General features: G+C 30.6%; 20 protein-coding genes and 1 pseudogene. 2 read left to right on the top strand and 19 right to left on the bottom strand.

Going from position 1 to position 25,134, the window contains the following annotated elements; all coding sequences use genetic code 11:
* Positions 1–19: 19 nt before the first annotated feature.
* On the bottom strand, positions 20–1,327 hold the full coding sequence (locus ACN5J5_RS00685) for a short-chain dehydrogenase (protein WP_418645440.1): 1,308 nt from the start codon (positions 1,325–1,327) through the stop codon (positions 20–22).
* A gap of 204 nt (positions 1,328–1,531) precedes the next feature.
* Here ACN5J5_RS00685 and ACN5J5_RS00680 point away from each other — a divergent pair, with 204 nt between their 5' ends.
* Positions 1,532–2,788, top strand: coding sequence for a DNA cytosine methyltransferase (locus ACN5J5_RS00680; RefSeq protein ID WP_418645439.1), 1,257 nt, complete (start codon positions 1,532–1,534; stop codon positions 2,786–2,788).
* Positions 2,742–3,500, top strand: coding sequence for a hypothetical protein (locus ACN5J5_RS00675; RefSeq protein WP_418645438.1), 759 nt, complete (start codon positions 2,742–2,744; stop codon positions 3,498–3,500). The genes ACN5J5_RS00680 and ACN5J5_RS00675 overlap by 47 nt, the downstream gene beginning before the upstream one ends.
* Before the next feature lie 148 nt (positions 3,501–3,648).
* Here ACN5J5_RS00675 and ACN5J5_RS00670 read toward each other — a convergent pair whose 3' ends face one another.
* The 18 genes and pseudogenes from ACN5J5_RS00670 to ACN5J5_RS00585 form a co-directional block, all read right to left on the bottom strand.
* Positions 3,649–4,305 carry a hypothetical protein gene (locus ACN5J5_RS00670; RefSeq protein WP_068704887.1) on the bottom strand — a complete coding sequence of 219 codons (657 nt, stop codon included), beginning with the start codon at positions 4,303–4,305 and terminating at the stop codon, positions 3,649–3,651.
* Positions 4,306–5,121: 816 nt separating this feature from the next.
* Positions 5,122–5,913, bottom strand: a complete 792-nt coding sequence (locus ACN5J5_RS00665; RefSeq protein ID WP_418645437.1) for a hypothetical protein — start codon at positions 5,911–5,913, stop codon at positions 5,122–5,124.
* 165 nt (positions 5,914–6,078) lie between these two features.
* A complete protein-coding gene (locus ACN5J5_RS00660) occupies positions 6,079–7,647 on the bottom strand; it encodes an oleate hydratase (protein ID WP_150940946.1) in 1,569 nt (522 codons plus the stop codon).
* Positions 7,648–8,326: 679 nt separating this feature from the next.
* Positions 8,327–9,136, bottom strand: coding sequence for an alpha/beta hydrolase (locus tag ACN5J5_RS00655; RefSeq protein ID WP_418645436.1), 810 nt, complete (start codon positions 9,134–9,136; stop codon positions 8,327–8,329).
* Between the two features lie 184 nt (positions 9,137–9,320).
* Positions 9,321–9,941, bottom strand: a complete 621-nt coding sequence (locus tag ACN5J5_RS00650; RefSeq protein ID WP_418645435.1) for a MarC family protein — start codon at positions 9,939–9,941, stop codon at positions 9,321–9,323.
* 1 nt (position 9,942) lies between these two features.
* A complete protein-coding gene (locus ACN5J5_RS00645) occupies positions 9,943–11,220 on the bottom strand; it encodes an APC family permease (RefSeq protein ID WP_418645434.1) in 1,278 nt (425 codons plus the stop codon).
* Positions 11,221–11,381: 161 nt separating this feature from the next.
* Complete coding sequence (locus ACN5J5_RS00640) at positions 11,382–11,891, bottom strand: hypothetical protein (RefSeq protein ID WP_418645433.1); 510 nt, start codon at positions 11,889–11,891, stop codon at positions 11,382–11,384.
* A 168-nt stretch (positions 11,892–12,059) separates the two neighbouring features.
* Positions 12,060–12,236, bottom strand: a complete 177-nt coding sequence (locus ACN5J5_RS00635; protein ID WP_418645432.1) for a hypothetical protein — start codon at positions 12,234–12,236, stop codon at positions 12,060–12,062.
* Between the two features lie 578 nt (positions 12,237–12,814).
* Complete coding sequence (locus ACN5J5_RS00630) at positions 12,815–13,267, bottom strand: hypothetical protein (RefSeq protein WP_418645431.1); 453 nt, start codon at positions 13,265–13,267, stop codon at positions 12,815–12,817.
* A 157-nt stretch (positions 13,268–13,424) separates the two neighbouring features.
* Positions 13,425–13,721 (bottom strand): hypothetical protein, encoded by a 297-nt coding sequence (locus ACN5J5_RS00625; RefSeq protein ID WP_105050579.1) that lies wholly within the window; start codon positions 13,719–13,721, stop codon positions 13,425–13,427.
* Positions 13,702–15,714 carry a PHP domain-containing protein gene (locus ACN5J5_RS00620; protein ID WP_418645430.1) on the bottom strand — a complete coding sequence of 671 codons (2,013 nt, stop codon included), beginning with the start codon at positions 15,712–15,714 and terminating at the stop codon, positions 13,702–13,704. The genes ACN5J5_RS00625 and ACN5J5_RS00620 overlap by 20 nt, the downstream gene beginning before the upstream one ends.
* Before the next feature lie 160 nt (positions 15,715–15,874).
* A complete protein-coding gene (locus ACN5J5_RS00615; protein WP_418645429.1) occupies positions 15,875–16,138 on the bottom strand; it encodes a hypothetical protein in 264 nt (87 codons plus the stop codon).
* Between the two features lie 12 nt (positions 16,139–16,150).
* A complete protein-coding gene (locus ACN5J5_RS00610; protein ID WP_418645428.1) occupies positions 16,151–16,786 on the bottom strand; it encodes a hypothetical protein in 636 nt (211 codons plus the stop codon).
* 162 nt (positions 16,787–16,948) lie between these two features.
* Positions 16,949–17,860 (bottom strand): DUF5655 domain-containing protein, encoded by a 912-nt coding sequence (locus ACN5J5_RS00605; protein WP_068704865.1) that lies wholly within the window; start codon positions 17,858–17,860, stop codon positions 16,949–16,951.
* 174 nt (positions 17,861–18,034) lie between these two features.
* Positions 18,035–19,539 (bottom strand): annotated as a pseudogene (locus ACN5J5_RS00600) (oleate hydratase).
* 373 nt (positions 19,540–19,912) lie between these two features.
* Positions 19,913–20,572: a hypothetical protein gene (locus ACN5J5_RS00595; protein ID WP_418645427.1), complete on the bottom strand. Its 660-nt coding sequence runs from the start codon at positions 20,570–20,572 to the stop codon at positions 19,913–19,915.
* Positions 20,573–20,867: 295 nt separating this feature from the next.
* A complete protein-coding gene (locus tag ACN5J5_RS00590; RefSeq protein WP_418645426.1) occupies positions 20,868–21,197 on the bottom strand; it encodes a hypothetical protein in 330 nt (109 codons plus the stop codon).
* An 11-nt stretch (positions 21,198–21,208) separates the two neighbouring features.
* Positions 21,209–24,460: a type ISP restriction/modification enzyme gene (locus ACN5J5_RS00585; protein WP_418645425.1), complete on the bottom strand. Its 3,252-nt coding sequence runs from the start codon at positions 24,458–24,460 to the stop codon at positions 21,209–21,211.
* Positions 24,461–25,134: the final 674 nt, after the last annotated feature.

Raw genomic sequence — 25,134 nt, 5'->3', positions numbered from 1 at the left:
GTGTTACCCAATGTTATTATCATTCGGCTAATTCTTTTGCTTTATTCCATAGGCTTTTTCCTTTGTTTTTTATTTCCTCACCAGCTTCTTTTAAGTTTTCTGTACTTGAATACTTCTCTAAATTCTCTACAAAAGTTTTAAAATTATCAATGGTTTCAAAAATTTCTTCTGTATGTGGTACATTCTGTTCTTTCAGTACTTTTTCCCAATCTACTTTAGATAAGATTGAAAACATATACTTTGTAGCTATTTTACTTAAAAAATATTTGTCATAAAAGCTGTTTAGCACTACTCCAGGTTTTCTGTTTTTTACATATTCAATAGATTCATCAATTTTTTCTCTATCGTCACTAGAAAGTAATTTACTTGTTTTTAGTTTTGTTAATGCTGCAATAGCTTTTTCGTTGTCTTCATTCTTTAAATATAAGTAGGTTTCAATAGACCAAACAATTTCGTTATCCAAACCAATTTCTTTAGCGTCTTTCAAGAACATTTCAAAATCTTCTAAAGCACGTTTTTCGTCAATCTTTCTTTCCATCATTAGCCTATCAAAACCTCTGAATAAGTGATTTAACGAATGAAAGCCTAGATGTGTTTGTTCGTTATCGAGATTTCCCCATTGAAACATTGCTTTTGTATATGGCAAATCCACTTTTTTATTATTGTTTAACCAATCTATATTTCTTGAAATTTCATCTTCTGATAAATAGTACAATCCTTTTTCAAAAAACAAGAATCCTCTAAAGTACTGTAATAATGTTTTTATTTCAGAATCAAGAAGTAATTCTGGATTTGTTTTAGAGCATTCATAAAGTGATACTTCTTTCCCTAAATCTTTGCTTAAAATTACAATAGCACTTAAAACAGAATGTTCAATATTTTGAACATATATTTTTTCTTCCCCTTTTAGATATTCTCTTTGTCTGCTAATAGAATCTCCATATGTTACATTAAAAGCATCTATTAAAGTTGGAAATATATCTTCATCAGTTTCCATTATAAAATCTTCCATTTTTTTATAATCACGATAAATAGAAATATAATCTAATACTGATAAACTTTCTGGATTTTCTAAATCATATTTTACTACTTTATTAAATATTCTATCAAGGTCAGATTTGAAAGATTGAAATTCTGGTGATATTGTATTTTTTTCTGCTGAAGCTCTAATTAGTATTTTACCAAATTTATAAGTAGCGACTTTATAAGAGTCGAGGTTTTCTACTAGTTCTCTTTTATCATTTTCTAGAAGTTGTTTATCAGTTTTTTCATCGTCTGAACAACTAATAGTTAAGGTTAATAGTAATACTAAAATTATTTTTTTCATATTTCGTTAGGTTCTGACTAATGTTGGGTAACGGTTTTGTATATGCTTTGTTGCGAAGGTTAAGCAGTAAATTTAGTAAATAAAAAACAAACTTTTGTGTAAGCGAGGATTTTCGTAAATTGGCAAAAAACAGCAATAAAGTATATACGTTGTTGGGCAAAGGCTTTTTTCAATCGTAAATATTATATATTTGTCTCTCAAAATATGAATAAAAATAAAAAATATAAAGTAGCTGGTCTTTTTTCAGGTTGTGGAGGATTAGATTTAGGATTCATAAATGCTGGATATGAAGTCGTTTGGGCTAATGATTTTTTCAAAGAAGCAGTAGAAACTTATAAAAAAAATATTGGTAATCACATAGTTTTAGGAGATATTACCAAAATTCCAAGTTCAGAAATTCCAGATAATTTTGATATTTTATTAGGTGGATTTCCTTGTCAAGGTTTTTCTATTGCAAATATTAAAAGGTCAATGGAAGACGAACGTAATTTTCTATACAAAGAAATGTTACGAATTATAAAAGATAAAAAACCAAAATATTTTGTAGCCGAAAATGTAAAAGGTTTACTTTCTATGCAGAAAGGTAAAGTTATTGAAATGATTATCAATGATTTTCAAGAACTCGGTTACGATGTTGATTATAAACTTTTGAAAGCCTCTGAATATGGAGTTCCACAAAATAGAGAGCGTGTTTTCATAATTGGAAACAGGCTTGGTTTAAAAAATCCGTTTCCTAAAAAAACACACGGCTCTTCTGATAATTTATTTGATAAAAATCTCAAACCTTTTGTAACAGTTAAAGAAACTGTTGGTTTTCTTGCAAAAGCAAGAATAAGAGATAAAGCTTTTACTTTAGACAATAAAAAAATTATAAATCACAAAGCAAGAACTAATGTTCACGATAAATTTTGGGGAAGAAAACACAAAGTAAATCAGTTTGAAATTTGTGATTATTTAAAATACTGGAGAAATAAAAGTGGTTGGAGTACAAAAAGAGTTGATGAACATTTTGGATACGCTCATACTGCTGGACATTGGTTTAGAAAAGATAATGGCTCTGGAAGTATTCCTAAACCAAGTGATTGGTGGGAATTAAAGAAAATATTAGGATTTGACGACAAGTTCGATAAACAAGTAACAGAATTGGAATTAAAGCCTATAACATTTGAACAATCTTTACGAATCAATAATTGGGATAGACCAAGTGACACTATAACTGCTACAGGACCTGAAATACACCCAAATAAAGAGCGAAGAATGTCAGTTCGTGAGTGTGCCTTAATTCAAACGTTTCCAATTGATTTTGAGTTTGAAGGAAGTTTAGGGAATATGTATAAACAAATCGGAAATGCTGTTCCTGTTTTGCTTGCTCAAAAAGTAGCAGAAGAAATTAAAAAAGAATTACAAAAGGAAAATGACAAACAGAGAAATAGAAGAGTTAGAGAAAAAGTACTTAAATAAGTTTTATTATTTCCTAAAGTACGCTGAAGATGAAATGATGTTTGGATTTCAAACCAAAGAAACGATTAAAGATGATTGGTTTGGAAAATATGGAGCTAATATTTCCAATTTTGCTGTTGGAGCCGAAAGAATTATTTATGCTTTATTCAATGGTAAAGGTGTAGGACAACCAAATTCGTGTCCTGTTGGTGCTGATATGTTTTTTGAAGTAGACGATGCATATATTCATATAGATTTAAAAACTGTTCAGACAAGAAATATAGGAGATATTACAAAAAATGTTTTCGTAGGTAGAAACCAAAATAGTTATAAGTCGGAAATAAAAAAAGCAAATGGAGATTCTTTCGATCCAGTTAGGATATATGAGCCTGCTTTACCTCCGTTTTATAATAAAGGAAAAGAAAACGAAAAAATTTGTTTGTCATTTTTCATAACGATTGTTTATGAAGATGTTAACTTAAACATTTTAAATATAAATTTAATTTGTATGCCAAATGGAAATCTCGTTTCTCATTATGGTTCAAGAGTTTTACAAGCTGGAAAAAACCCAGATAAAACAAGATTCAAATTTACAGAAGTTCCTACATTTGAATTATTAGATAATCCGAAATCAAGAGTCAAAGTTGTTTATTTCGATAAGACTATGAGTGAAAGTTTAAAAAAATCTCTTTCATTCTATGAAGCTATTTACGATGAGCAGGCTGATTTTTAGCTTTTGCCCAACGTGTTTGTATATGGTTTGTTGCGTGGTTTAAACAACTAATTTAGTAAATAAAAACCGAATAGAAAATCCGCAAGGATTTTCGTAAGTAGCCTAGAACTAGCAATAAATTATATACGGTGTTGTGTGTTCGTTTTTATTAATAATTAATATTCTCCCAAACCAATAAATCTTCAATCCTCTCCAAATTCAAATTTTCTGATTGATTAATAGCTTTAATTCGGTTTGAAAATTTTTCTAAAATCAATTCTGTTTCATTAATAGCCTTTTTCAATTCCTCTTTTTTTATTCGAAAAACCCTTCTCTTAGGAATTGGAGTAAATTCCTCTTCAAACTCCTGAACATTTAAATCAAACATAATCTCGTCTTTGTCAAATTTTACTATTGGAGCAGGGTGTCCTTCATAAAAAGATTCTTTTCCATTTGAAATGTTTCTCCAAAACTGGATATCTCCTAAATCTCCGCAACATTGTGGATAGAAAAGCTTTTCTCCATTAATTTCAAGAACATATCCACCAAATAAAGGACTTGCTTGTTCTCTATCATATTCAGCTTTTCGTAATTCCTCTGTGTGGTCAACGACAATTTTATTAAGATTTTCGTCACTAATTAAATCAATACTGTAAATCGAAGCTCCAGGGTCGAATGGCTTAAAAGAATCTTTGAATCCAGCTTTTTTGTATGACTTATGATTGAAATCATCCCATTCAGTTGGATATTTCCAATAAGGTCCCTGTTCAGGAGATTCAATCCCCTGATTTGCATATCCGATTTCTATTACTGGTATTAACTTCATTTTTTTCTAATGACACACAACGGTTTTGTGTTATGAAAAGTTGCGAGTTTTGTGAGCGGCAAATTTTCCGCAGGAAAAATTGACAAACGCAAAAGAGCAACAACTTTTGATTAAGCTAAAAATAAGCAATTTTTTATACACGTTGTTAGCAAATGCGTGTTTTTTTATGCTTTCCTATTTTTCTTTTGAAATATATTCCGCAAAGATTTTAATTCCGCCGTTTTTGATTTTCACGTTGTGATATTAAATTTCACTTTTTCAATATTTCTAAGATTTTTTCACAAATAGAATCATAGATTTTAGCAAGAGTTTTTAGTTACGTTTTGCTCCGTAATTATGTTTTTAAGTTTTATAGAATAAAATTTTCCTGCTTAAAATTTTTGCAATTAATTTAATTGACACTTTCTATTCCGCAATTTAATTTTTCCGGTTTTTGAATAAGTTTTCACGTTTAATATTTTTATAAAGATCTTATTTTGCGTTTTGCTATTCAATTTTTCCAACTTTATATAAAATTCTCAGATTTAATGATTTTGCAAAGAATTTAATTCCACGTTTTGCTCAATTTTTAAAAGAGATGAAAATTCTAAATTAGCGAGTTTTTATTTTTTAAATTTTTAAGCAGAAAACATAATTAAAAACAGGGACATTTCAGGCTGCGGCTCCAAAGTTTTTGCTAACGTGTTTTTGTATGGTTTGTTGCGAGTTTAAGCAATAAAGTTAATAAATAAAACACTAACCAAGAAAATCCGAGAGGATTTTCGTAAGTATGCGATTATTTAGCAATAAATTATACAAGGTGTTGGGCTTTCGTTTTTATTTTTCCTGCTTTTTTTCAAATAAAGAACTTAATTTGTAAATTCCATTTTCTTCGAAATAGTAACTGTTTTCATATTCTTTATCAAATTCCTTACTTAATTTTAATTCTGATTTTTTCCAATTTTCAATAACTTTTTCTGTTGAAATAATGATTTCTTTTGATTCTATCATTTGTGACGGAATTTTATTCCAAGGTAAACTATAAGTTGCTTGTTCAAATTTTATAGCAATTGAATCTCCATATATTTCTTTAAATAATTTTGGAAATATTTCATTTTTCACTGGTAATGGATAACCTGAATATGGATTATATAAAATTGGATTCAAAAATTTTCCACCTGCAACTTCTCCTTTTTCTAAAGGAGTAATATAAATTCCAGTTCCACAACCAAAACCTTTAAAAGGAATAGAATCAATTTTTCCGTTTTTGAAGACATTATAACTAATTCTAATTCTCGAATTTGGTTCCCCCCAAGTTACATAATAGAATTTTTCATTTGTGGTATTTTTAAAACCAAGATATATTGAATCTGTTTTTTCAAAATCTTTTGAATTTGAAATCCATTCAATTGTTCTTTTATTTTCATTTGTAACTTTATTCCAACTGTTATCCCAAAATTCAGCCCAAGGTCTTTCTTCATCTTTTTCAAAGAATGATTGAGCTATAAATAAATCTAAAGAAGCAGGTTGTTCATATAAGTTTTTTTTCCAATTCAAATATTTCCAACTAAACATTCCAGCTAGAATAATTAAAATTAAAAAAAATGTAATTATTATCTTCTTTTTCATTTTTTTGAGTTCGAGTGAGAAATGAAGCCCAACGTTTAGTATATGAGCAGTAGCGGATTATCACCGAAAATGCTGCAAATAGCAGTATACCCATTAAACAAGAATAGCGGTTCAAGTTTGCACTTAAACCGCTATTGCTTATATACATTGTTGGCATTTCGTTTTCTATTTAAAAGCCTTTATTACAGAGTCGATAAGTACTTTCGGAGATTTATCGTGTCTCGTAATTTTTGGTATTTCTTTGTCTATATTGAGAAGTTGATATACCGCAGTTTGTGCAGCGCGAATTGAAAACTCTACAGTGAAAACCACATCATCTTTTAATTCTACAAATTGACTGACCATTGCTAAATTTTTTGAGGTTTCTGGCACTGGTTTTGGTCTATCTGTATAAGCTCTAGGCATAAACATAGATGTGATATAAGGCATTCTGCATGGAATACATGTTGCTTTGTCAAATACAGCTTTATCGAAATTTAAATGTCCACACAATTCTGTTAGTATATCATCACCATTACACTCAACCAAGGTTTTCGGAACAAAATTCCCAACTTGGTCACCGTGTAGCGCATATCCCCAAAAGACTTGCAGTTCTTCAGGCTGGTTTATGAAATGAGGTTGATGATAAATTACTATTGACATAAGCCAATTAGAGTCTTTAAATGTAACCAGTCCGCCTGTTCCTGGTTGATTTCCTGAAAACTCTGTCATTTTATTGAAAAAATCGGGTGTTCTACATGTTACTGTAAATGATTCCCAAAAAGATTCTGGAATACTGGAGTTAAATGGTTTTGGGTTTCCAAATTCTGGTCGCCCATCTGCTAGTTTTTCCCATAATTTCCATCCTTGACTGTCTTCTTTAGTTTTATGAGGTGGTGCTGTTGTCATACTTCCTAGACTTGAAGCGTCTGTCATTGAACCATTTTGTAAAATCACAATATCGTCAGATTCTACCGAAACGGTTTGTTTTTCTCCATTGTTCAAAAGAGTTAAGGATGTGACAGTTACCTTACCATCAATATCTATGGTATCGATATCTGTTACCGTAGTATTAGCCTGAAAATTAACATTTCGGTCTTTAAGCCACTTGAGCAACGGAAGCACCAAGGAATCGTATTGGTTGTAAATGGTTCTTTTTACACCAGCCAAAGTTTCAATTCTGGGAAACTCGTTCATGAAACGGTGTAAGTATCTTTTAAACTCAACTGCACTATGCCATGTTTGAAATGCAAATGTGGTTTGCCACATGTACCAAAAGTTTGAGTCAAAAAACTCTTTTGATAACCAATCAGAAATTTTTGAAGTGCCAAGTTTTTCTTCGGAAGCTTCTGTTAATTTAAGTAACTCTAACCTGTCTTTCATTGTGAAAGTCATACTTGAAACATCCACAATGTGGCGGTTTTCATCTACTAGTCGAGCTTGTGAGTGAGGGATGTGCTTTTTGTTGAAAGCAATAATCTCCTCTTTTACAGACAGATTAGGATTATTCAAAGATGGAATATGTTCATAAAGACCCCATAAGCACTCGTAATGGTCTGTAGTTAACATACGGCCCCCTCTCAAGGAATAACTGCCATCCTCTAATCTTTTTCCGTCCAAACTACCACCTTGGGTCGGTAGTTTTTCAAAAATAGTAATTTGGTCTCCATCCATTCCTCCATCACGAATCATGAATGCTGCGGCAGTTAAAGAACCGATTCCTCCGCCAATACAGTAAGCTTTAATTTTTGTCATAATTTTCAATTTTTATTAGTTAACACTTATTATTAGGTAATGTTTTTAATGAATGCCAACGTGTTTGTATAAGATTAGTTGCGGTTTTGTGTGCGAGGATTTTCCGCAGGAAAATCAGACGTAACAAAACAGCAACGACCTTTGTTAAAGCACTAATTTAAGCAATTAATTTTATACGTTGTTAGCTTTTAGTGCTTTTTTGTCCGCTTAATATTTCTTTCCGATTTTCTTTTTTCGGTCAGTTTATAATTCCGCAAACTTGCTAAATTTTCGCAATATTTTTCAATTCCGATTGAGTGAGCAATTCCGCAACTTGCTAAATTCCGTTTGAGTGTGTTTTCGAGTTTTCAATTCAGATTTCGATTCCGCAAACAAGCTAAAAAGTCAGACGCAATTCAATTCAGAGTTTGAGTGAGAATTCATCGTGTTTTTAAAAATTCCGCAACACTATTTTTTGGTTTTTACTTTCTTAAAATTCAAAAAAAAAATTCGAAAAACAAATAGGCTTTTTTCAATTCCGCAAACTTGCTCTAGCATTAAAGCTAACGGTTTTGTATAAGATTAGTTGCGGTTTTGTGTGCGAGGGTTTTTCGCAGGAAAATCAGACATAACAAAATTGCAACGACCTTTGATTAAGCCAAAATAAGCAATTAATTTTATACGTTGTTGGCACACGTTTTTATTCATTCAGAGTCCAAATCAGAGCTTTTTCTTTAGTAGCTCTAAAGATGGTATTATGTTGTTCTTCAGGTTCGTCCGAATATTTCCATATTAATCCAATATTCAAGTTTTCTAATTTTTTGTTTAATTCCCTTGTGTGTGTAGAAATGTCAACTGCATCAGAACCTGCAAACCAAAGTTTCTTTTTTATTTGATAATTCTCTTTTGCTAAAGATTCAAAATTTTTAACTAAATATTGCTCGTTATACCACAAAGCAGGATCCATTGCGATATAATAGTCAAACATATCATTATCCAAGAGAAATGTTTCTATTACAAATATTCCTGCGGCAGATTCTCCAATTATCGCTCTTTTATTTTTTGTTCGATATCTTTTATTTATTTCAGCAAACAGCTCGTTTTTAATGAAATTTCTGAAATTATTTGACCCGCCTGGATTTGGTACAATTTTTAAATCATATTCAATTTTAGTTGGTCCTGACAAATCTCTTCTTCTTTCCGTATTTTCAATACCAACCAAAATATGAGCTGGAATTTTTCCTTCTTTAATAAGTTTTGCCAAAGTATTAGCTATGTGTGGGAAATCTTCCTTCTTTCCACCATCAGGCATATAAAGCACAGGAAAATTGTCAGTCGATTCATCGTAGTTTGGTGGTGTCCAAATATTGATAACTCTGTCTTCATTTACAAATTTTGAGCTAATCGTTAAACTGTCGTGCTCTGGAATCGCGTCGTTATATACGATTCCTCTGTTTTTACAGCTAATTGTCATTGCTGCAATAAATAGAAAGTAGATAGTTTTTTTCATATTTGTTCGTTTTTTCATAAATGTGTGCCAACGGTCTAGTATAAGAATAGTAGCGGATTAAAATGCACTAATTTTTCGATTAAACACAGACCTTTTTTATATTCACTTACTTTTGTTTTAGCGATTAAACCGCTATTATTTTTATACATTGTTGGGCACAGTTCTTATTCAGTTCAATGTCACTTTATTTTACCAAGTCAAATGATATTTTGATTCCTTCTATAACCATACTTGTTCCGATAATTGCAATAATTAGTCCCATTAATTTTCCAATTACTGAAATTACGTTGTCTCCAATATTTTTTGCAATAAAATCGCTTAAGCTAAATGTTATATAGGTTAATAAACACATTATTCCGAAAACAAGTACTACTAATCCAATATGAATATAAGATGAATGGGACACGAAATTCATAGCTGTAACAATTGTTCCTGGTCCAGCTAAAATTGGTATAGCTAAAGGTGAAACTGCTATGTTTTCATCAATGTTAACTTTTTCTAGGTGTTTGACGTTTGATTTTTTGGATTGTAGCATTTCAAAACCTACATAGAAAATTAAAATACCACCTGTAATTTTAAAAGCAGGTATTGTTATTCCAAATAATTCGAAGATAAATTTCCCTAAAACAACAAATACGGAAACAATAATAAAAGCAATTACTACAGCCTTTAAATTTATTCTTTGTTTTGTTTTTTTGTCTGCTCCTTCTACTAATGTAAGAAATATTGGCATATTTGAAAGAGGATTCATTATTGCGAAAAAACCAGTAAAAACAGTAATTGAAAACGTTAGTAAATTATCCATATTATTTTTTTTCTGTTTTTTTGTAAATCCATTCCATTAAAAAGCAAAATCCAATAATGGCGATTGAGATTATTACACCAATAGTATTTGAGGTGTATTGTTGATTGATTAATATTACTGTAGCAATCATACATAAAACAAAACCGACTAATGGAATTATTTTATTGCTGCCAGTTTCTTTTGATAATCGATATCCAACAAGGTTAACGACCCCAAAAATGAGTAAAAAACCAACGCTACCTGCAGTAGATATACTCTCTAGTTTAAGTAAGTTTACTAAAATTAATGTAGCTACTGCTGTAATCATTAAGCCAATTGGTTGATTCCAAAGTTTTGCTAAAAAATGATGTGGTAGTTCGTCATCTTCTGCAATTTCATAATTTACTTTACTTCCTCCATAAAGGGATGCGTTGATTGCTGAAAAAGTTGAAATTAATGCAGCTACTGTAATTATGGAAAAACCAACTTTTCCTAACATTGGTTTTGCTGCTTCTGCCAACACATAATCTTGAGCTGTTGCGATTTTTGCAAAAGGAAGTGAGCCCACAGTTACTAATGCAATAATAATATATAGCACTATCACGAAAATCACAGAATAGTAATAAGCTCTTGGAATATTCTTTTCAGGATTAATGATATCTGGTGCTGCGTTTGCAATAAGTTCAAACCCTTCATAAGCAACGAAAATAACCATTCCGCCAGCAAATAACTTAATTGGTGCTTCCCAATTTGTGACTGCAAGTTGAGCGACATTTGGATTGCCAATTAAACCATAAGCACCAATAAAAATAAACGAAATTAGAATTACCAATTTGATAATTACTGCATAAGATTCTATTTTTCCAACAACAGCAATACTATAATAATTAATCGCTGTAGCTAAAACAATAATTGCACTTGCATAAATGTGTGAATCAATGGTTTTGTCGTGGGTTAACTCGAATAAATTTGGTGCGTAAGACCCAAATGCCGAAGCATAGAGTGAAAGCATAATAATATAGCTTATCCACAATAGATTATTAATTCCGCCACTAAAGATTGTTTTTCCGAAACCTTGGTTGATAAATTTAACAGTTCCACCTCTGTCAGGATACTTTTTTGATAGCTTAACATAACTATAAGAAGTTATTAAAGCTAAAATACCAGCAAATAAAAATGCTATTGGTGTTCCACCTTTGGCTAGTGCGACAGCAAGTCCAAGTACTGCAAAAATTCCACCACCAACCATTCCTCCAATTCCGATAGAAATAGCTTCTTTTAAGCCTATTTTTTTATTCATTTACGATGTTTTTTTTAATTGTGCCCAACGGTTTTGTGTATGAATAGTTGCGGTTTTGTGTGCGAGGAATTTCCGAAGGAAATTCAGATGTAACAAAATTGCAACTAACTTTGGTTAAGCACTAATGTAGCAATTTTTTATACACATTGTTGTGCAACGTTTTATATTTTTCGTTTCAGTTTCTTAAAACAGTATTCATTATTAAATAATTCACCCATTTTCTTTGTCAATTCTTTCGCTAATTTTTTTTCAAATATTGGTATAAAAACATTGTTCATTGCTTTCATATTTTCAGTCTCAAAAAAGAGTTGAATTATAAGTTTAGGTTTTTCCCATTCAAATTTTTGATTTGATTCAATATTTTCATATTCCTCATTTTCATTTTCAAAGTATAGTTTTTCAAGAAGATTATATTCTTCAAGAATCTCAATTATTTTTTCGTTTTTTTCAATGTTTGAATCAATTTCAATACAAGGATTGAATTCAAGATTCTCTACAATTAAGTCTATAACAATGCCAATATAAAATTCCTTTTTGGGAAGAATTAAATTCGTATTTAATGATTTTGAAGATTTTTTAAGTTCAATTATAGTTTCCTTATTTGAAATCACTTCTTGTGAAAAGGAAGTTGATATAATAAATAAAAGTAAAAATGTAAGCTTTTTAGTCATTTTTGGGAATGTTGCACAACGTGTTTGTATATGTTTTGTTGCGTGGTTTAAGCTCTAAAGTTAGCAAATAAAAACCGAATAGAAAATCCGCGAGGATTTTCGTAAGTAGGCTAAAACTAGCAATAAATTATATACGGTGTTGGCATTTCGTTGTTTTTATTCAGTTTATTATTTTTCGTCTTTCTTTTTGTTCTCTCTAAATGTTAAAACCATTGATATTATAATTAAAACACTCGATAATGTTGACATCCAAAATCCACGGTCAATTTTCTCAGACATTATAAAATTCACAATAATTAAAATTGCACTTGCTATAATTACTATTAATGGTAAGTTCTTTTTCATTAATTCTGTTTTCGTTTTGATTTAATTCGGTTAGCTATTTATTCCGCAAACTTTTTTAATTCCGATTGAGTGAGCAATTTCGCAACTTGCTAAATTCCGTTTTTTTATTCTTACTTATATTCGATTTTAAAAGAAACTGCCAATCGTAATGACTGAACAAATTACTAATGTAAAAAAGCTAATTATTATTAGTGGATTCCTTTTATTTTTCATCAAATATCTTATTCCAATAACTAAAAACACAATTTGTGCAATCAAAAATGGAATTGTCAATATTTCTCTAAAAACTCCTATTAAAACAAAATCTATTTTATAAAAGTTAATTAACCAAATGAGAATAAAGTAAGAGACAATTGCAAAATTCGCAATTATCAAATTCCGGTTTGTTAATAATTTATCCATTTTATTAGATTTTGAGTGTGATTGGTCAATGAATGCCAACGTGTTTGTGCTATGAAAAGTTGCTGTTTTGTGCGCGAGGAATTTTCCACCGGAAAATTCCAAAGTGGCAAAAACGCAACGACCTTTGGTAAAGCACTAATTTAAGCAATTTTTTATACACGGTGTTGTAGGTAGTATTATCTAAATCTAACATTTTCCTTTTTGTGATAAAAAACTGTTTTAATTCCTTTTTTTTCTAATATAGAATTGATTTTTTCAGATTCTTTTTCACTGCATTCAAATCTTAATTTTCCGTCATTGTATTCAATTTTATAGTGAGCAGGTGTTCTATACATATATTCATAATATGTAGCTTTTTTTATTTTAGAATACGAAAGATTTAATTTTTTCTTTCCAAAGTAATTTATTGGATATTCAATCCGTATTTCAGCGTTTTTTGAGTCAATTTTCACTCTTTTAATCCATTTTTTGTTTTTCAGATTTAGAATTATTGGAAATACAATAATTGCTATTCCAAATAATAAATATGGATTTTCATTTTGCAAAAAGTAATTTGGTAAAACAGAAATTAATAAAGTTAAAATCAAAATTTTACCAATTCCACCTATGTATTCTGGTTCAAATTCCATTTCGTTTTTTTTATTACCTACAACGTGTTTGTATATGATTTGTTGCGTGGTTTAAGCACTAAAGTTAGCAAATAAAAACCGAATAGAAAATCCGCGAGGATTTTCGTAAGTAGGCTAGAACTAGCAATAAATTATATACGGTGTTGGCGGTAGTTTTTTATTGATATTTTTCCAAAGCTTCTTTATAAATTGCTTCTGTTTCGTCTTTAAAACGGTCTTTATTATTTAAGAACGTATTCAGCTTTTCATAAATACCTTTGTAGATTATTTGATGCGCTTTATTGGCCAAATTATTTTCATCATAAACGTCCATTTCAAAATCTTCTTCAATTGCGAAATCTAGAAGTTTCATTAAATCTTCTTTCTCAATTTTGTCAATTTCAGTCCAAGTTTCCGGTTCCGCTTTATCTTTTAGAAAAAAGGCTTGGTTATTATTAATCTTTAAGAATTTCATAATTCGTTATATTTCTTTGGTTATAAGCATCTTCTCCTGCTTCTAAACAGTTTAGAAGTACATCTAAGTTTTTAATTGTTTCTCCACCAACACTTTTTAATATTTTGCTAGTTGGATGACCAAAAAACACTTTGTAATCTACATTTCCTGCATTAACAGTTTTTTGCGTAAATACAAGGTGATTAGGATTTATTGATGCTCCGATAGTACTATTGTGAGTAACAACAATTACTGGAATTTCCTTTGATATTTCTTTAATTAATTCGTTTACTTCGCTTTTAAGAAAAATATTATCAAAAGAAGATTCTGGCTCGTCAATCAATAACAAATCGTGCTTTAATGCGTCACTTATTTCGTGAAGTAAATTAAATTCAGAACGTTCTCCACCTGAAACTTCATAGCCGTGTTTATTTAATGTTCTGTAATCGATATCTACAAAATATTTATAGAATTCAGTTTCTTCGATTCCTACGTTTTGAAGAGAAATTAAAAATTTATATGGATTCTCGTAATTATTGAACGCATCACTAAAACGTAAATTGGTTTTACTTTTCTTTTTTAATTGTCCAGCTCCTGTATATTTTTTCGTTTTTGCTAAAACTTTAAAACCGCGTATTTCTTTACTATCAATAATTTTTTCTGATTGGACATTTTTAACCAACTTAATAAACTTTTCAACTTTAATTTTCTCTGATTGAATTTTTGAAAAATCAACTTCCTCAATTGATGTTGTTGTTGAGCGAAATTTTAAACTATCTTTTATAGATTCTATTAAATTATTTGTCCAATCTTTTTTTAGATTTTGCTCATAAAGTTCGTTGTACTTTTGAATTAGTTCAATAGCTAAATTCTTTAAACTAATATCTGTTGTGTGCTTGTTTACTATATCTTTATACTCGTTGGTTTCAAGTAAGGTTTCTGTAGCAGAAATTAACTTTTTAAGATTTTCTAAACTATCAAGTGTGAATTTAGTTTCATTATACAATTTGCATTTTGAAAATGTATCTAAATTATTAGTTTCAGAAGCATATTTTTTTAGAGAAATTAAATATTTGTCCAGCGAAATTTTATTAGATTTTAAATCTATTTCATTTACGTCTAAAACAACATCTTTAAATTCTTTGAGATAATTTTCCGTAACTAAACTGTGTCTTGTTGTTACTAATTTTTTGAAATTCTCTTTGTCATTTTGTAGTAAAGAAAATTGTCTTAAATATTTTACGTTATCAAAATTTTCGCAAATCTTGTCGAGTGTATATGTTTTTCCAGAAGAACGACCTCCAACGATTACATTTAAACTTGTTGACAACATAATTCCATCATCAGTCGCTTGAAAAAAGTCATTTCCATCTTCTTCTGAAAGAAAGACTTTAGTTTTATCATATAAACAACCTTTTATAGCATTTAATGTTGTTTCTTCAACATCAACATAAGTTTGTCTTGTTGGATATGAAGACATATTTTCAACAAATCTACAATCACTAAAAATTAGTGGTGTTAGTTTGTCAGCCTCTTTTATACAAGTTTTAAATTTTCTTAAACTAGTTACTTCTCCTGCAATTATGTTATCTCCTAATTTCTCTAAGGTGATTGGTTTAATATTTGGCTTTTTATCGTAGTGAGGAATTAAAAGGTAATCTTTGAGATTAGGAAAAATATCAATTAATTGCTCATAATTTATAGAATCATCTTTGGTAGGAATAAGGTCTTTTACTTTTTGGCATTTTAAAGCAAAATCATCAAGAATATCATTTTCAGATATTAATAATAAATGACCTCCTTCTAAATCAATTTCGATTCCAGGAAAAACTTTAATTTTAAGTTTTTTACATATTTCTTCAAATTGGATTTTGTCAAACAAATTATGATTAGTAATAGCTATACAATCAATTTTAAGAAGATTTACATATTCCTGAAGTGATTCGATGTCAAATTCAAAATGTCTGTCGCTTACAGATTGAACGGTGTGAATATGGAAATCAATTTTTTTCAATTATGTATGTTTTTTTAAATTACCGCCAACGGTTTTGTATAAGATTAGTTGCGTGGTTAAGCACGTAATTTAGCAAATAAAAACCGAATAGAAAATCCGCGAGGATTTTCGTAAGTAGGTTCGAAACAAGCAATTAATTTTATACGTTGTTGGCAAATCGTTATTTTAATTTCAAATGTATTTCTTGTAATCCTAAACCACTAATTTCAATCATTGCTTGTTGAATTGTTAATAAAGAGTGAAACCTAAAATCTTCAATTTCCATTTGTTCAAATAGTTCATTGTTCAATCCGATTATTTCTTTAACAAAAAACTCACTTGGTTTATAATCTTTAAGTGAATTTACTTGTTCAAGAATTTCAGTTTTGTCGTTAGATTTAATTACAAAATTTATTTTCTCTTTTAATTTTCTTAATTCTTCCATTCCTAAATATTTTTAAAAATATACACATTGAATTTGGCTCGATAATTTTCCTTTTCCATCTAAAGTCAGCAAAATATTTCTGTCCTCGCTTTCCACGAAAATTTCTTTAAACTTGTTGTCAATTAATAGTTCGAAATCAGGCTTGTCCCAAACAGCAAAAAGATTATTAATGAATAGACCAGATTTTTTATGTTCAATTCTTTTTCCAATTTCATCTATTCTTAAAGTTATCTTGTTTTTGCTATCAATAACGAGTTTAACTTTGTTGTCTTTGTTAAAATTCAATATGTCTTTCGAAGTGAATTTTAAAGATATTCCAAGAGTATCATTTATTTTGTAAGAACTTATTTCTATTACTGTTTTGTTATCTCTAATTGATAGAGGTTTAGTTAATAATAAATTATTTTCATCTCTTGCAAACTCGCAATTATTTCTTTTTCGAGTTCCTTTTTTTAGTTTTTCATTAATTTCATTTCTTCCCTTGTTCATTTCTGTTTGGAAGTCAATTACTTCTTTCCGAATCTCAGATTCCGCTTTCTCTTTTTCAGTTGTATATCGCATTTCTTTTTTCTGCTTATAATAACCTTTAATAACTAAAAAAGTCAATATTGCAATTCCAACTAAAATGTATTTTCCTATTTTCTTCATTTTTCAGAGTGTGATTGGGTAATGTTTGCCAACGTTTTTGTGTATGATTTTTGGCGTTTTAAAGCACTAAAGTTAGCAAATAAAAACCGAATAGAAAATCCGCTAGGATTTTCGTAAGTAGGCGATAACTAGCCATTAATTATACACGTTGTTGGCATTTCGTTATTTTTTATTTTTCTTAATCGACTGTTTAATTAGACTCAAGATATATTCTAAATGTTCGTCCGATTTTATTTGTAATTCATAATCTCCATTTCCCCAATGTCCAGTTGAAGAAACATCTCTTGTTATTCCTTTCGGGTCGTCAAGTTCTCCAATTGTCATATTTATCCAAATTTTCAAAGCTTTTCTTTGTGGATGAATATCAACTACATTTCTGCCTGAAACAAAAGCAATGTATTTCTTTTTTGGTTTAACTTCTATATTGTCAAAATTCAGAATTGCGTTTTTCAATTTCTCGTACAATTCCTTTATTTCTTCGCTTCCGTTTTCTAAATGTTCCTGTTCCGAATAGACTTTTATTTCTTTCGCAACATTGTCAATTGTTTGGTCGGTTTTGGAAATAGTTTTTATACTCTCTTGAGCTCCTGCCTTTTGTATTTGTTCGTATGAAACTGTGTTATTCTCAAATCTTTTGACTTCCCAAAGTTCAATCGGCAAGTCCTTAAAATTTATTGCCTCACGTTGATAATTTGTAAAAGCTGGTGAAACGAATAAAACTCTCGATTGTGACCAATCTACGTCATTTCGTTTGAGTGTTTTGTCAAGGTTTTCATTAAATTCCAGAATAAAGTCAGCTTTATTATTAAGCATTAATGACAAATAAGCATAACCTTGGTCAATTACACTAAAATTCTTATCTCTCTTATATTCAATAATAACAAAGGCATTTGATTCTTTGTCAAACGCAAGAGTGTCAATTCGGAAGTTGTTTAGGGCAAATTCAGATTTCACAAAATCAAGTCCGAGAATTGTCTTTAAATTACTTTCAGTCATTTCTTGAATTTCTTTTTCAAGTCGGAAAGGTTTTTCTTTAATGTATTCTAAAGACTTTTCTATTTTAAATAATGCCATTTATTTTCTCGATTTTCGTTTTTTTGGTTAATGAATGCCAACGTTTAGTATATGAGCAGTAGCGGATTATCACCGAAAATGCTGCAAATAGCAGTATACCCATTAAACAAGAATAGCGGTTCAAGTTTGCACTTAAACCGCTATTGCTTATATACATTGTTGGCATTTCGTTTTCTATTTAAAAGCCTTTATTACAGAGTCGATAAGTACTTTCGGAGATTTATCGTGTCTCGTAATTTTTGGTATTTCTTTGTCTATATTGAGAAGTTGATATACCGCAGTTTGTGCAGCGCGAATTGAAAACTCTACAGTGAAAACCACATCATCTTTTAATTCTACAAATTGACTGACCATTGCTAAATTTTTTGAGGTTTCTGGCACTGGTTTTGGTCTATCTGTATAAGCTCTAGGCATAAACATAGATGTGATATAAGGCATTCTGCATGGAATACATGTTGCTTTGTCAAATACAGCTTTATCGAAATTTAAATGTCCACACAATTCTGTTAGTATATCATCACCATTACACTCAACCAAGGTTTTCGGAACAAAATTCCCAACTTGGTCACCGTGTAGCGCATATCCCCAAAAGACTTGCAGTTCTTCAGGCTGGTTTATGAAATGAGGTTGATGATAAATTACTATTGACATAAGCCAATTAGAGTCTTTAAATGTAACCAGTCCGCCTGTTCCTATTGATTTCCTGAAAACTCTGTCATTTTATTGAAAAAATCGGGTGTTCTACATGTTACTGTAAATGATTCCCAAAAAGATTCTGGAATACTGGAGTTAAATGGTTTTGGGTTTCCAAATTCTGGTCGCCCATCTGCTAGTTTTTCCCATAATTTCCATCCTTGACTGTCTTCTTTAGTTTTATGAGGTGGTGCTGTTGTCATACTTCCTAGACTTGAAGCGTCTGTCATTGAACCATTTTGTAAAATCACAATATCGTCAGATTCTACCGAAACGGTTTGTTTTTCTCCATTGTTCAAAAGAGTTAAGGATGTGACAGTTACCTTACCATCAATATCTATGGTATCGATATCTGTTACCGTAGTATTAGCCTGAAAATTAACATTTCGGTCTTTAAGCCACTTGAGCAACGGAAGCACCAAGGAATCGTATTGGTTGTAAATGGTTCTTTTTACACCAGCCAAAGTTTCAATTCTGGGAAACTCGTTCATGAAACGGTGTAAGTATCTTTTAAACTCAACTGCACTATGCCATGTTTGAAATGCAAATGTGGTTTGCCACATGTACCAAAAGTTTGAGTCAAAAAACTCTTTTGATAACCAATCAGAAATTTTTGAAGTGCCAAGTTTTTCTTCGGAAGCTTCTGTTAATTTAAGTAACTCTAACCTGTCTTTCATTGTGAAAGTCATACTTGAAACATCCACAATGTGGCGGTTTTCATCTACTAGTCGAGCTTGTGAGTGAGGGATGTGCTTTTTGTTGAAAGCAATAATCTCCTCTTTTACAGACAGATTAGGATTATTCAAAGATGGAATATGTTCATAAAGACCCCATAAGCACTCGTAATGGTCTGTAGTTAACATACGGCCCCCTCTCAAGGAATAACTGCCATCCTCTAATCTTTTTCCGTCCAAACTACCACCTTGGGTCGGTAGTTTTTCAAAAATAGTAATTTGGTCTCCATCCATTCCTCCATCACGAATCATGAATGCTGCGGCAGTTAAAGAACCGATTCCTCCGCCAATACAGTAAGCTTTAATTTTTGTCATAATTTTCAATTTTTATTAGTTAACACTTATTATTAGGTAATGTTTTTAATGAATGCCAACGGTTTTGTATAACCAAAGTTGTGTTTTGGCTATCGCAATTTTTCGTTTGATAAATTTAATAAAATAATGGTTTAGAATTATTCTATTTTACTAAATGCAACAATTTTGGTTATACGTTGTTGTAAACTGGCTTTTTTTTAATCGTTGGTAGCTGAATTAATCTAGCTTGTTGAATGTTGTAAGCTCTTTGGCAAACTGTTGGCGAAGCGTGGCTCGTGCGAGTTTGCCAATGTGCTTACTTGTTGGTTTGTTAACTCCTTACAAACTTTGCTAACGATTCTAAAAGTTGTGGATTATCTTCTAATGCAATCTTTGCAACTGCATAAAACTCACGCATCCAATCATCAATTTCAGTGAATGCAGCATCTTTCAGCTTTGTTGCATCTTGACTTTCTCCTTTTTCTCGTAAATACTCGGCTCTAGCTGTTTCTAATTCTGTAATTAATGTAACTGTTTCTTGTAATTCGGTTGGAGTTACTTTTAATCGTGCTAGTTTGGTTTCAATTTCACTGTTTCCAATAGCTACAGAATAAAATTTCTTAACGGTTTCAAGCCATTTAATATATGAACTTGGCAAACTACCTTTTAAACCTAAATTTTTCAATGTAGTTTCATCTTTTCTAAAGACTACTTTTCCTTTTTTTCGATGTAAACTATAAACTTTGGATACGTTTTCTTTAAGGTTTGTAAAGTTGTTGTAAGCTACTGACGTTTCATCGTCTTCTTTTTTGTTGTAATCAAATGATTCTCGTGTTTTTGTTAATAAGGTTTTACCTTCTGTTAACAACGTTTCATCGTAACCAAACTCTGCCATTATGGAGGCTATTTCTGGTTGTTTTTCAACGTTTTCTAATGATACTCTGTACTGTTCCAAAGTTTCCGCTTCGGATAGTGTTCTTCTTGTTGCCATTTTTTTGCAATTTTTAATGTTACTTATTCTTTTTTGCGTTTTCCTTTTAAATACTCGCCAGTATCTTATTAATCTTTTTCTATTTCTTAATGGTTTTGGAGTGTTGCTTAACGTTGTTTTTCTATTGCTTAACGTTCTTGGTGTGTTGCTTAAGGCTCTTTTTCAATTTCTTAAAGCATTTTACACGCTCCTTATTGTTTTTACTGTGTTTCTTATTGTTTTTGTTTGGTTGCTTATTAATTACTTAAGCTAAAATACTATTTTTCTTGATTTGATTCTGTTACTTTTCTGACTTTTAGCTAATTTGTTCTATATAAAATTGTTGTGCAATGGGTGTTTCGCTATTAAATTTACCGTGTGGTTTTGCTAATATAAAACTTGATTTAAATGTATAACCTTCTGCGGAACATATAATACTAATACAAGGCTTTCCAACTTGATTTTGATTGTATTTAATAGTTATAGTATTTACAAAGAAAAATAAATGCTTGTACTTGTTGCTTTGTTGTAATAGTTTTTGAAACTCACTATCTGAAACTAATAAGCCTTTTTCAAATTGTTTGGCGGCTTTATGAGTTGCACTATTAATTACACCGATTATTAAGTCTTTTTCAATTTTTTTCATTTGATACAGATTTATTCAATCTCAATTTTATCAATTTCTTTCATTAGTCTATCGGTTTCTGATAAAGCAACTATAATTTTTTGATAATGTAAAATATCTTCAAATTCTAACACTCTGTCTTTTCTATCTTTTAACCATTTTTGAGCTGGTTGGTAACCACCAATATAAAATTCCCAAGCAGTTAAAGGTACATTGTTAAAATATTGCTCGTCATTTATCCAAACTTTACCTAAACTATCATTAATTGGCTCGTAACCAATATCTGTTTTGGTTAATTTTCTAGTAATTTTATTATTTCCACTAATTGGATAGCTTGTAATGTAATCTTCAACTGTTGCGCTTTCTAATAAATGTAGTTGGCGTATTTCTCCACCTAGTTTTACCAATTGCCAAAAGGTTTTAGCATTTGTTGGATACGGTACACGTGGAAAATCTATTTTTAAAAACTCTTTGTATTTTTCTCTGTATGTTGGTGAATGTAATACTGCATAGATATAATCTAAAATATCAATAGGAGCAAAGGTGGCTCTATACTCTTCTCTTATTTCTGAACTATTGGCAAAACATACATTGTTCTCGGTTTCCTTCTCGTTGGTAAATGTTAAGCCTAATTTTTTAGCTAGTTGCTGTACTATTTCTGTGTTTAAGTTTGGTGTTCTTTCTGTTGTAGTGGTTGATAGTTGTTGGTTGTTGGTTTCTGGGTATAGATAAAGAGGAAATACACTTGTTATTTCACTTGTTTTATTTGAAACATAAGAACTCTCAATAATTTTATTGGTAATAAAAGTATGTTGATATGTAGAACCTGACTTAAATTGTTTACATAGTGATAAGCCTAGATTTTTACCTTTTAGGAAATGTTGCATAACATCAACACGACTTCTTTCAATAAAATTATTATTATAATATAAACTTCGGTTATCAAATGGTCTATAAGTAACAGTTTTAATATCTTCAACTTTAAAATGATTTGCTTTTAACTTTACATCATCAATTTTCCAGCTTTTATTCTCCCTTAAATTATAGTTGTTAATTAATTCTTCTTTTTCCAAATTGAAAAAAGACTCTATTCTATTTTGTAGTTCTTTCTTGTTCTTATCAATAACAAAAGCATCTCTAGAAGTAACTATCCCAACATTATTTATTTTAAATAATACGTTAACTGAAAAACCTTTATTGTATTTATCTTGAGCTTCAAAATCTTTTTGCACCATAAAATAATTGGGTGCTTTGTTTGGTAACTCAATAAATGGTATGGATTTAAGAGAGTTTTCAGAAAGGAAATTGTATTTTAAATCTCGTTTTCCAAAAAGGTCGTAATGAAATACTTTTCCTAATTGGTTTGCTTTCTTTTTTCCTGTTTTAACAAAAATGCTTATTGATACACCTTGCATAATGTCAAATACGTTTATATCAGCCGAACCATCTGGGCAGGTTTCTTTCTTTTTACTATTTCCGTGTAAATCTATGGTATAAATTTTATCGTAGGTTTTTAATAAGTTCCAACGCATTCCTCTAAAGGTTGGGTTGTCTAAAAATCCGTGAGGGTTTATAAATGCTAACACACCGCTACCATTTTTTTCAATAAAATGCTGTCCGTAACGTATGAATTTTACATAATCATCATTAATCCATTTTGGGTTACGCTCTTTTAATTTTACTTTTCCTCCTGGTTCTTTTTTATAATCTTGCATTAAATCCATAATCCAGTCGCCTTTATTGGCACTTTCACCACTATACGGCGGATTTCCAAGAATACACATTACAGGAGTATCACGTTTTATATGGTTGGCTTCGTTAGATTCACTACTTAACCAATTGGCAAATAACGTACCTGTATCTGGGTGTGCCTCTTCTAAACTATTTGTTAAATAAACGCGTGTCCGTTGGTTTTTGGTGGGTTTAAATCCTGTTTCTTTTAGCAATAAATCTAATTGTAAATGCGCCATTGCATAACTTGCCATTAACAATTCAAAACCATTTAAACGAGGTATTAAATCATTTTCAACATAACTACTCCAAATACCTTCTTGCCCTTTAAATTTCTTGTTTACGTGCTTTATTACTTCCGCTAAAAATGTTCCTGTACCTGTTGCAGGGTCTAAAATTTGTACTTTATGTACTTCTTGGTCAACCTCTTTATAGCCACTTTTAAAGTTTTTATTTGGTATTTGTGTTTGAACTTTAATGTTGGTTTTAGAAGTATCTGCCAAACCTTGTGGTAAATCAAACTCTGTTTTTAAAATATCATCAACCGCACGTACAATAAAATTTACAACAGGAGCTGGTGTGTACCAAACACCACGAGCTTTGCGCAATTTTGGGTCGTACTCACTTAAAAAGGTTTCGTAAAAATGAATGATTGGGTCTTCCATTTTTGTTGACTTTCCGTAGTTTTTCAGAATTTGTTCCACATTACACGCCAGAAATATCTCGGTTAGGTTGTCAACAATCCATTTAATACGGTCGTCAATATCTGGACCAGCAATGTAGCCAAAGAGTTTTCGTAAAAACGGATTGGATTTAGGAATGAGTTCAGCCGCTTCTTGACGAGTAAAACTTTCTAAACTTGGGTCGTGTAAACGAGCAGCAAACAAACCATAAGCGATAGTTTGAGCGTACACATCTGCAAATCCTTTTGGAGTAATATCGTGAATTAAAATATCTTTAAAAGCAATCATTTGCTCTTTAAGTGTACTGTTTTCTTGATTGTCTTCGTCACTATTTAACGCTTTCTCAATAACATCAGAAAGAAGGCGGGCTTTGCCCGCCATCATTTCTGCCAATTGTTTAGAGCTTTTTATAGTTTGGCTTACGTGTACACAAAAATCTTTGATTAGGTTTTCAAAGGATTCAAAGTTTTCGCTAATTGGTTTGATTCCGTTTTCGGTGATTTCTCCAATTGAAATTTTAGTGATAAATTCTCCGTTGTGGTATAAATGAAAATCTAAATAATCGGTAAATATTAGATTACTCAAAGATGCTTTGTATCTATCGAATTGTTCTTTGTTACCAGATTTCTTTTTACCATCTAAATCATTGTCGCCAATATCTTTTGCCTCAATAAACCCTACAGGAATATCTTTTTTAGTTAGAATGTAATCAGGCGCACCACAAGATTGTCGTTTGGGTTCGTTTGTAGCTTGTACATCTTTTACTAAACTTTCAATAAGTTGTTGTAAATCTCCTCTAAAAGTGTGTTCAGTTGCGTTTCCTAATTGGTAACGTTGGTTGATGTTATCAATGTATTGTTGTGTAGTCATTATATCTTTTTCAATTTTTAAAGTACTAATGTAGCTTTTTATTTTTTTGTTTGAAAGACTAATTTTTCATTTTGGGTGGCGGTGGGGAAGTGAAAGCTCTTTTGGTTTTTTGAGCGCGGGCTTATGCGGTAGGAAAAAAACCAAATGTGCTTTTACGTGCGGTTGGTTTTTGCGTCTTATTTCGTGCTTGTTTACAACGATTTTGTATATGATTTGTTGCGTATTTCGAGCACCTAAAATAGTAAATAAAAACGGAATAGGAAATCCGCCAAGGATTTTCGTAAGTTTGTAAATCACCAGCAATAAATTATATACGGTGTTGCAAGTAGTGATTTTCTAACTATATTTTCCATTTCTTAACTTTCTATTTCATTTCTCTCTCTTTTCATATTTCAGCTTAAAATTCTGCACTAATTTATTCATGATTCATTTTTAGAGTTCAATTTTATTTTTCATTCTTTTTTCCCGTTTGAGCTTAAAATTCCACCTTAATTAATTTCCGTCTATTTATTCACGATTCATTTTCAGCGTTCAATTCTGTCTTTTTTCACGCTTGAGCTTAAAACTCCGCCTTAATTAATTTCCGCTTATTTATTCACGCTTCATTTTTCAGCGTTCAATTCTGTTTTTCTCTTTTTTTGGATTCATTTTCTAAAAATAGAGTAGCAGTCATT

Source organism: Tenacibaculum insulae, from assembly GCF_964512435.1.
GTDB classification, from domain to species: domain Bacteria; phylum Bacteroidota; class Bacteroidia; order Flavobacteriales; family Flavobacteriaceae; genus Polaribacter; species Polaribacter insulae_A.
This window is presented reverse-complemented; position numbering and strand designations above follow the sequence as displayed.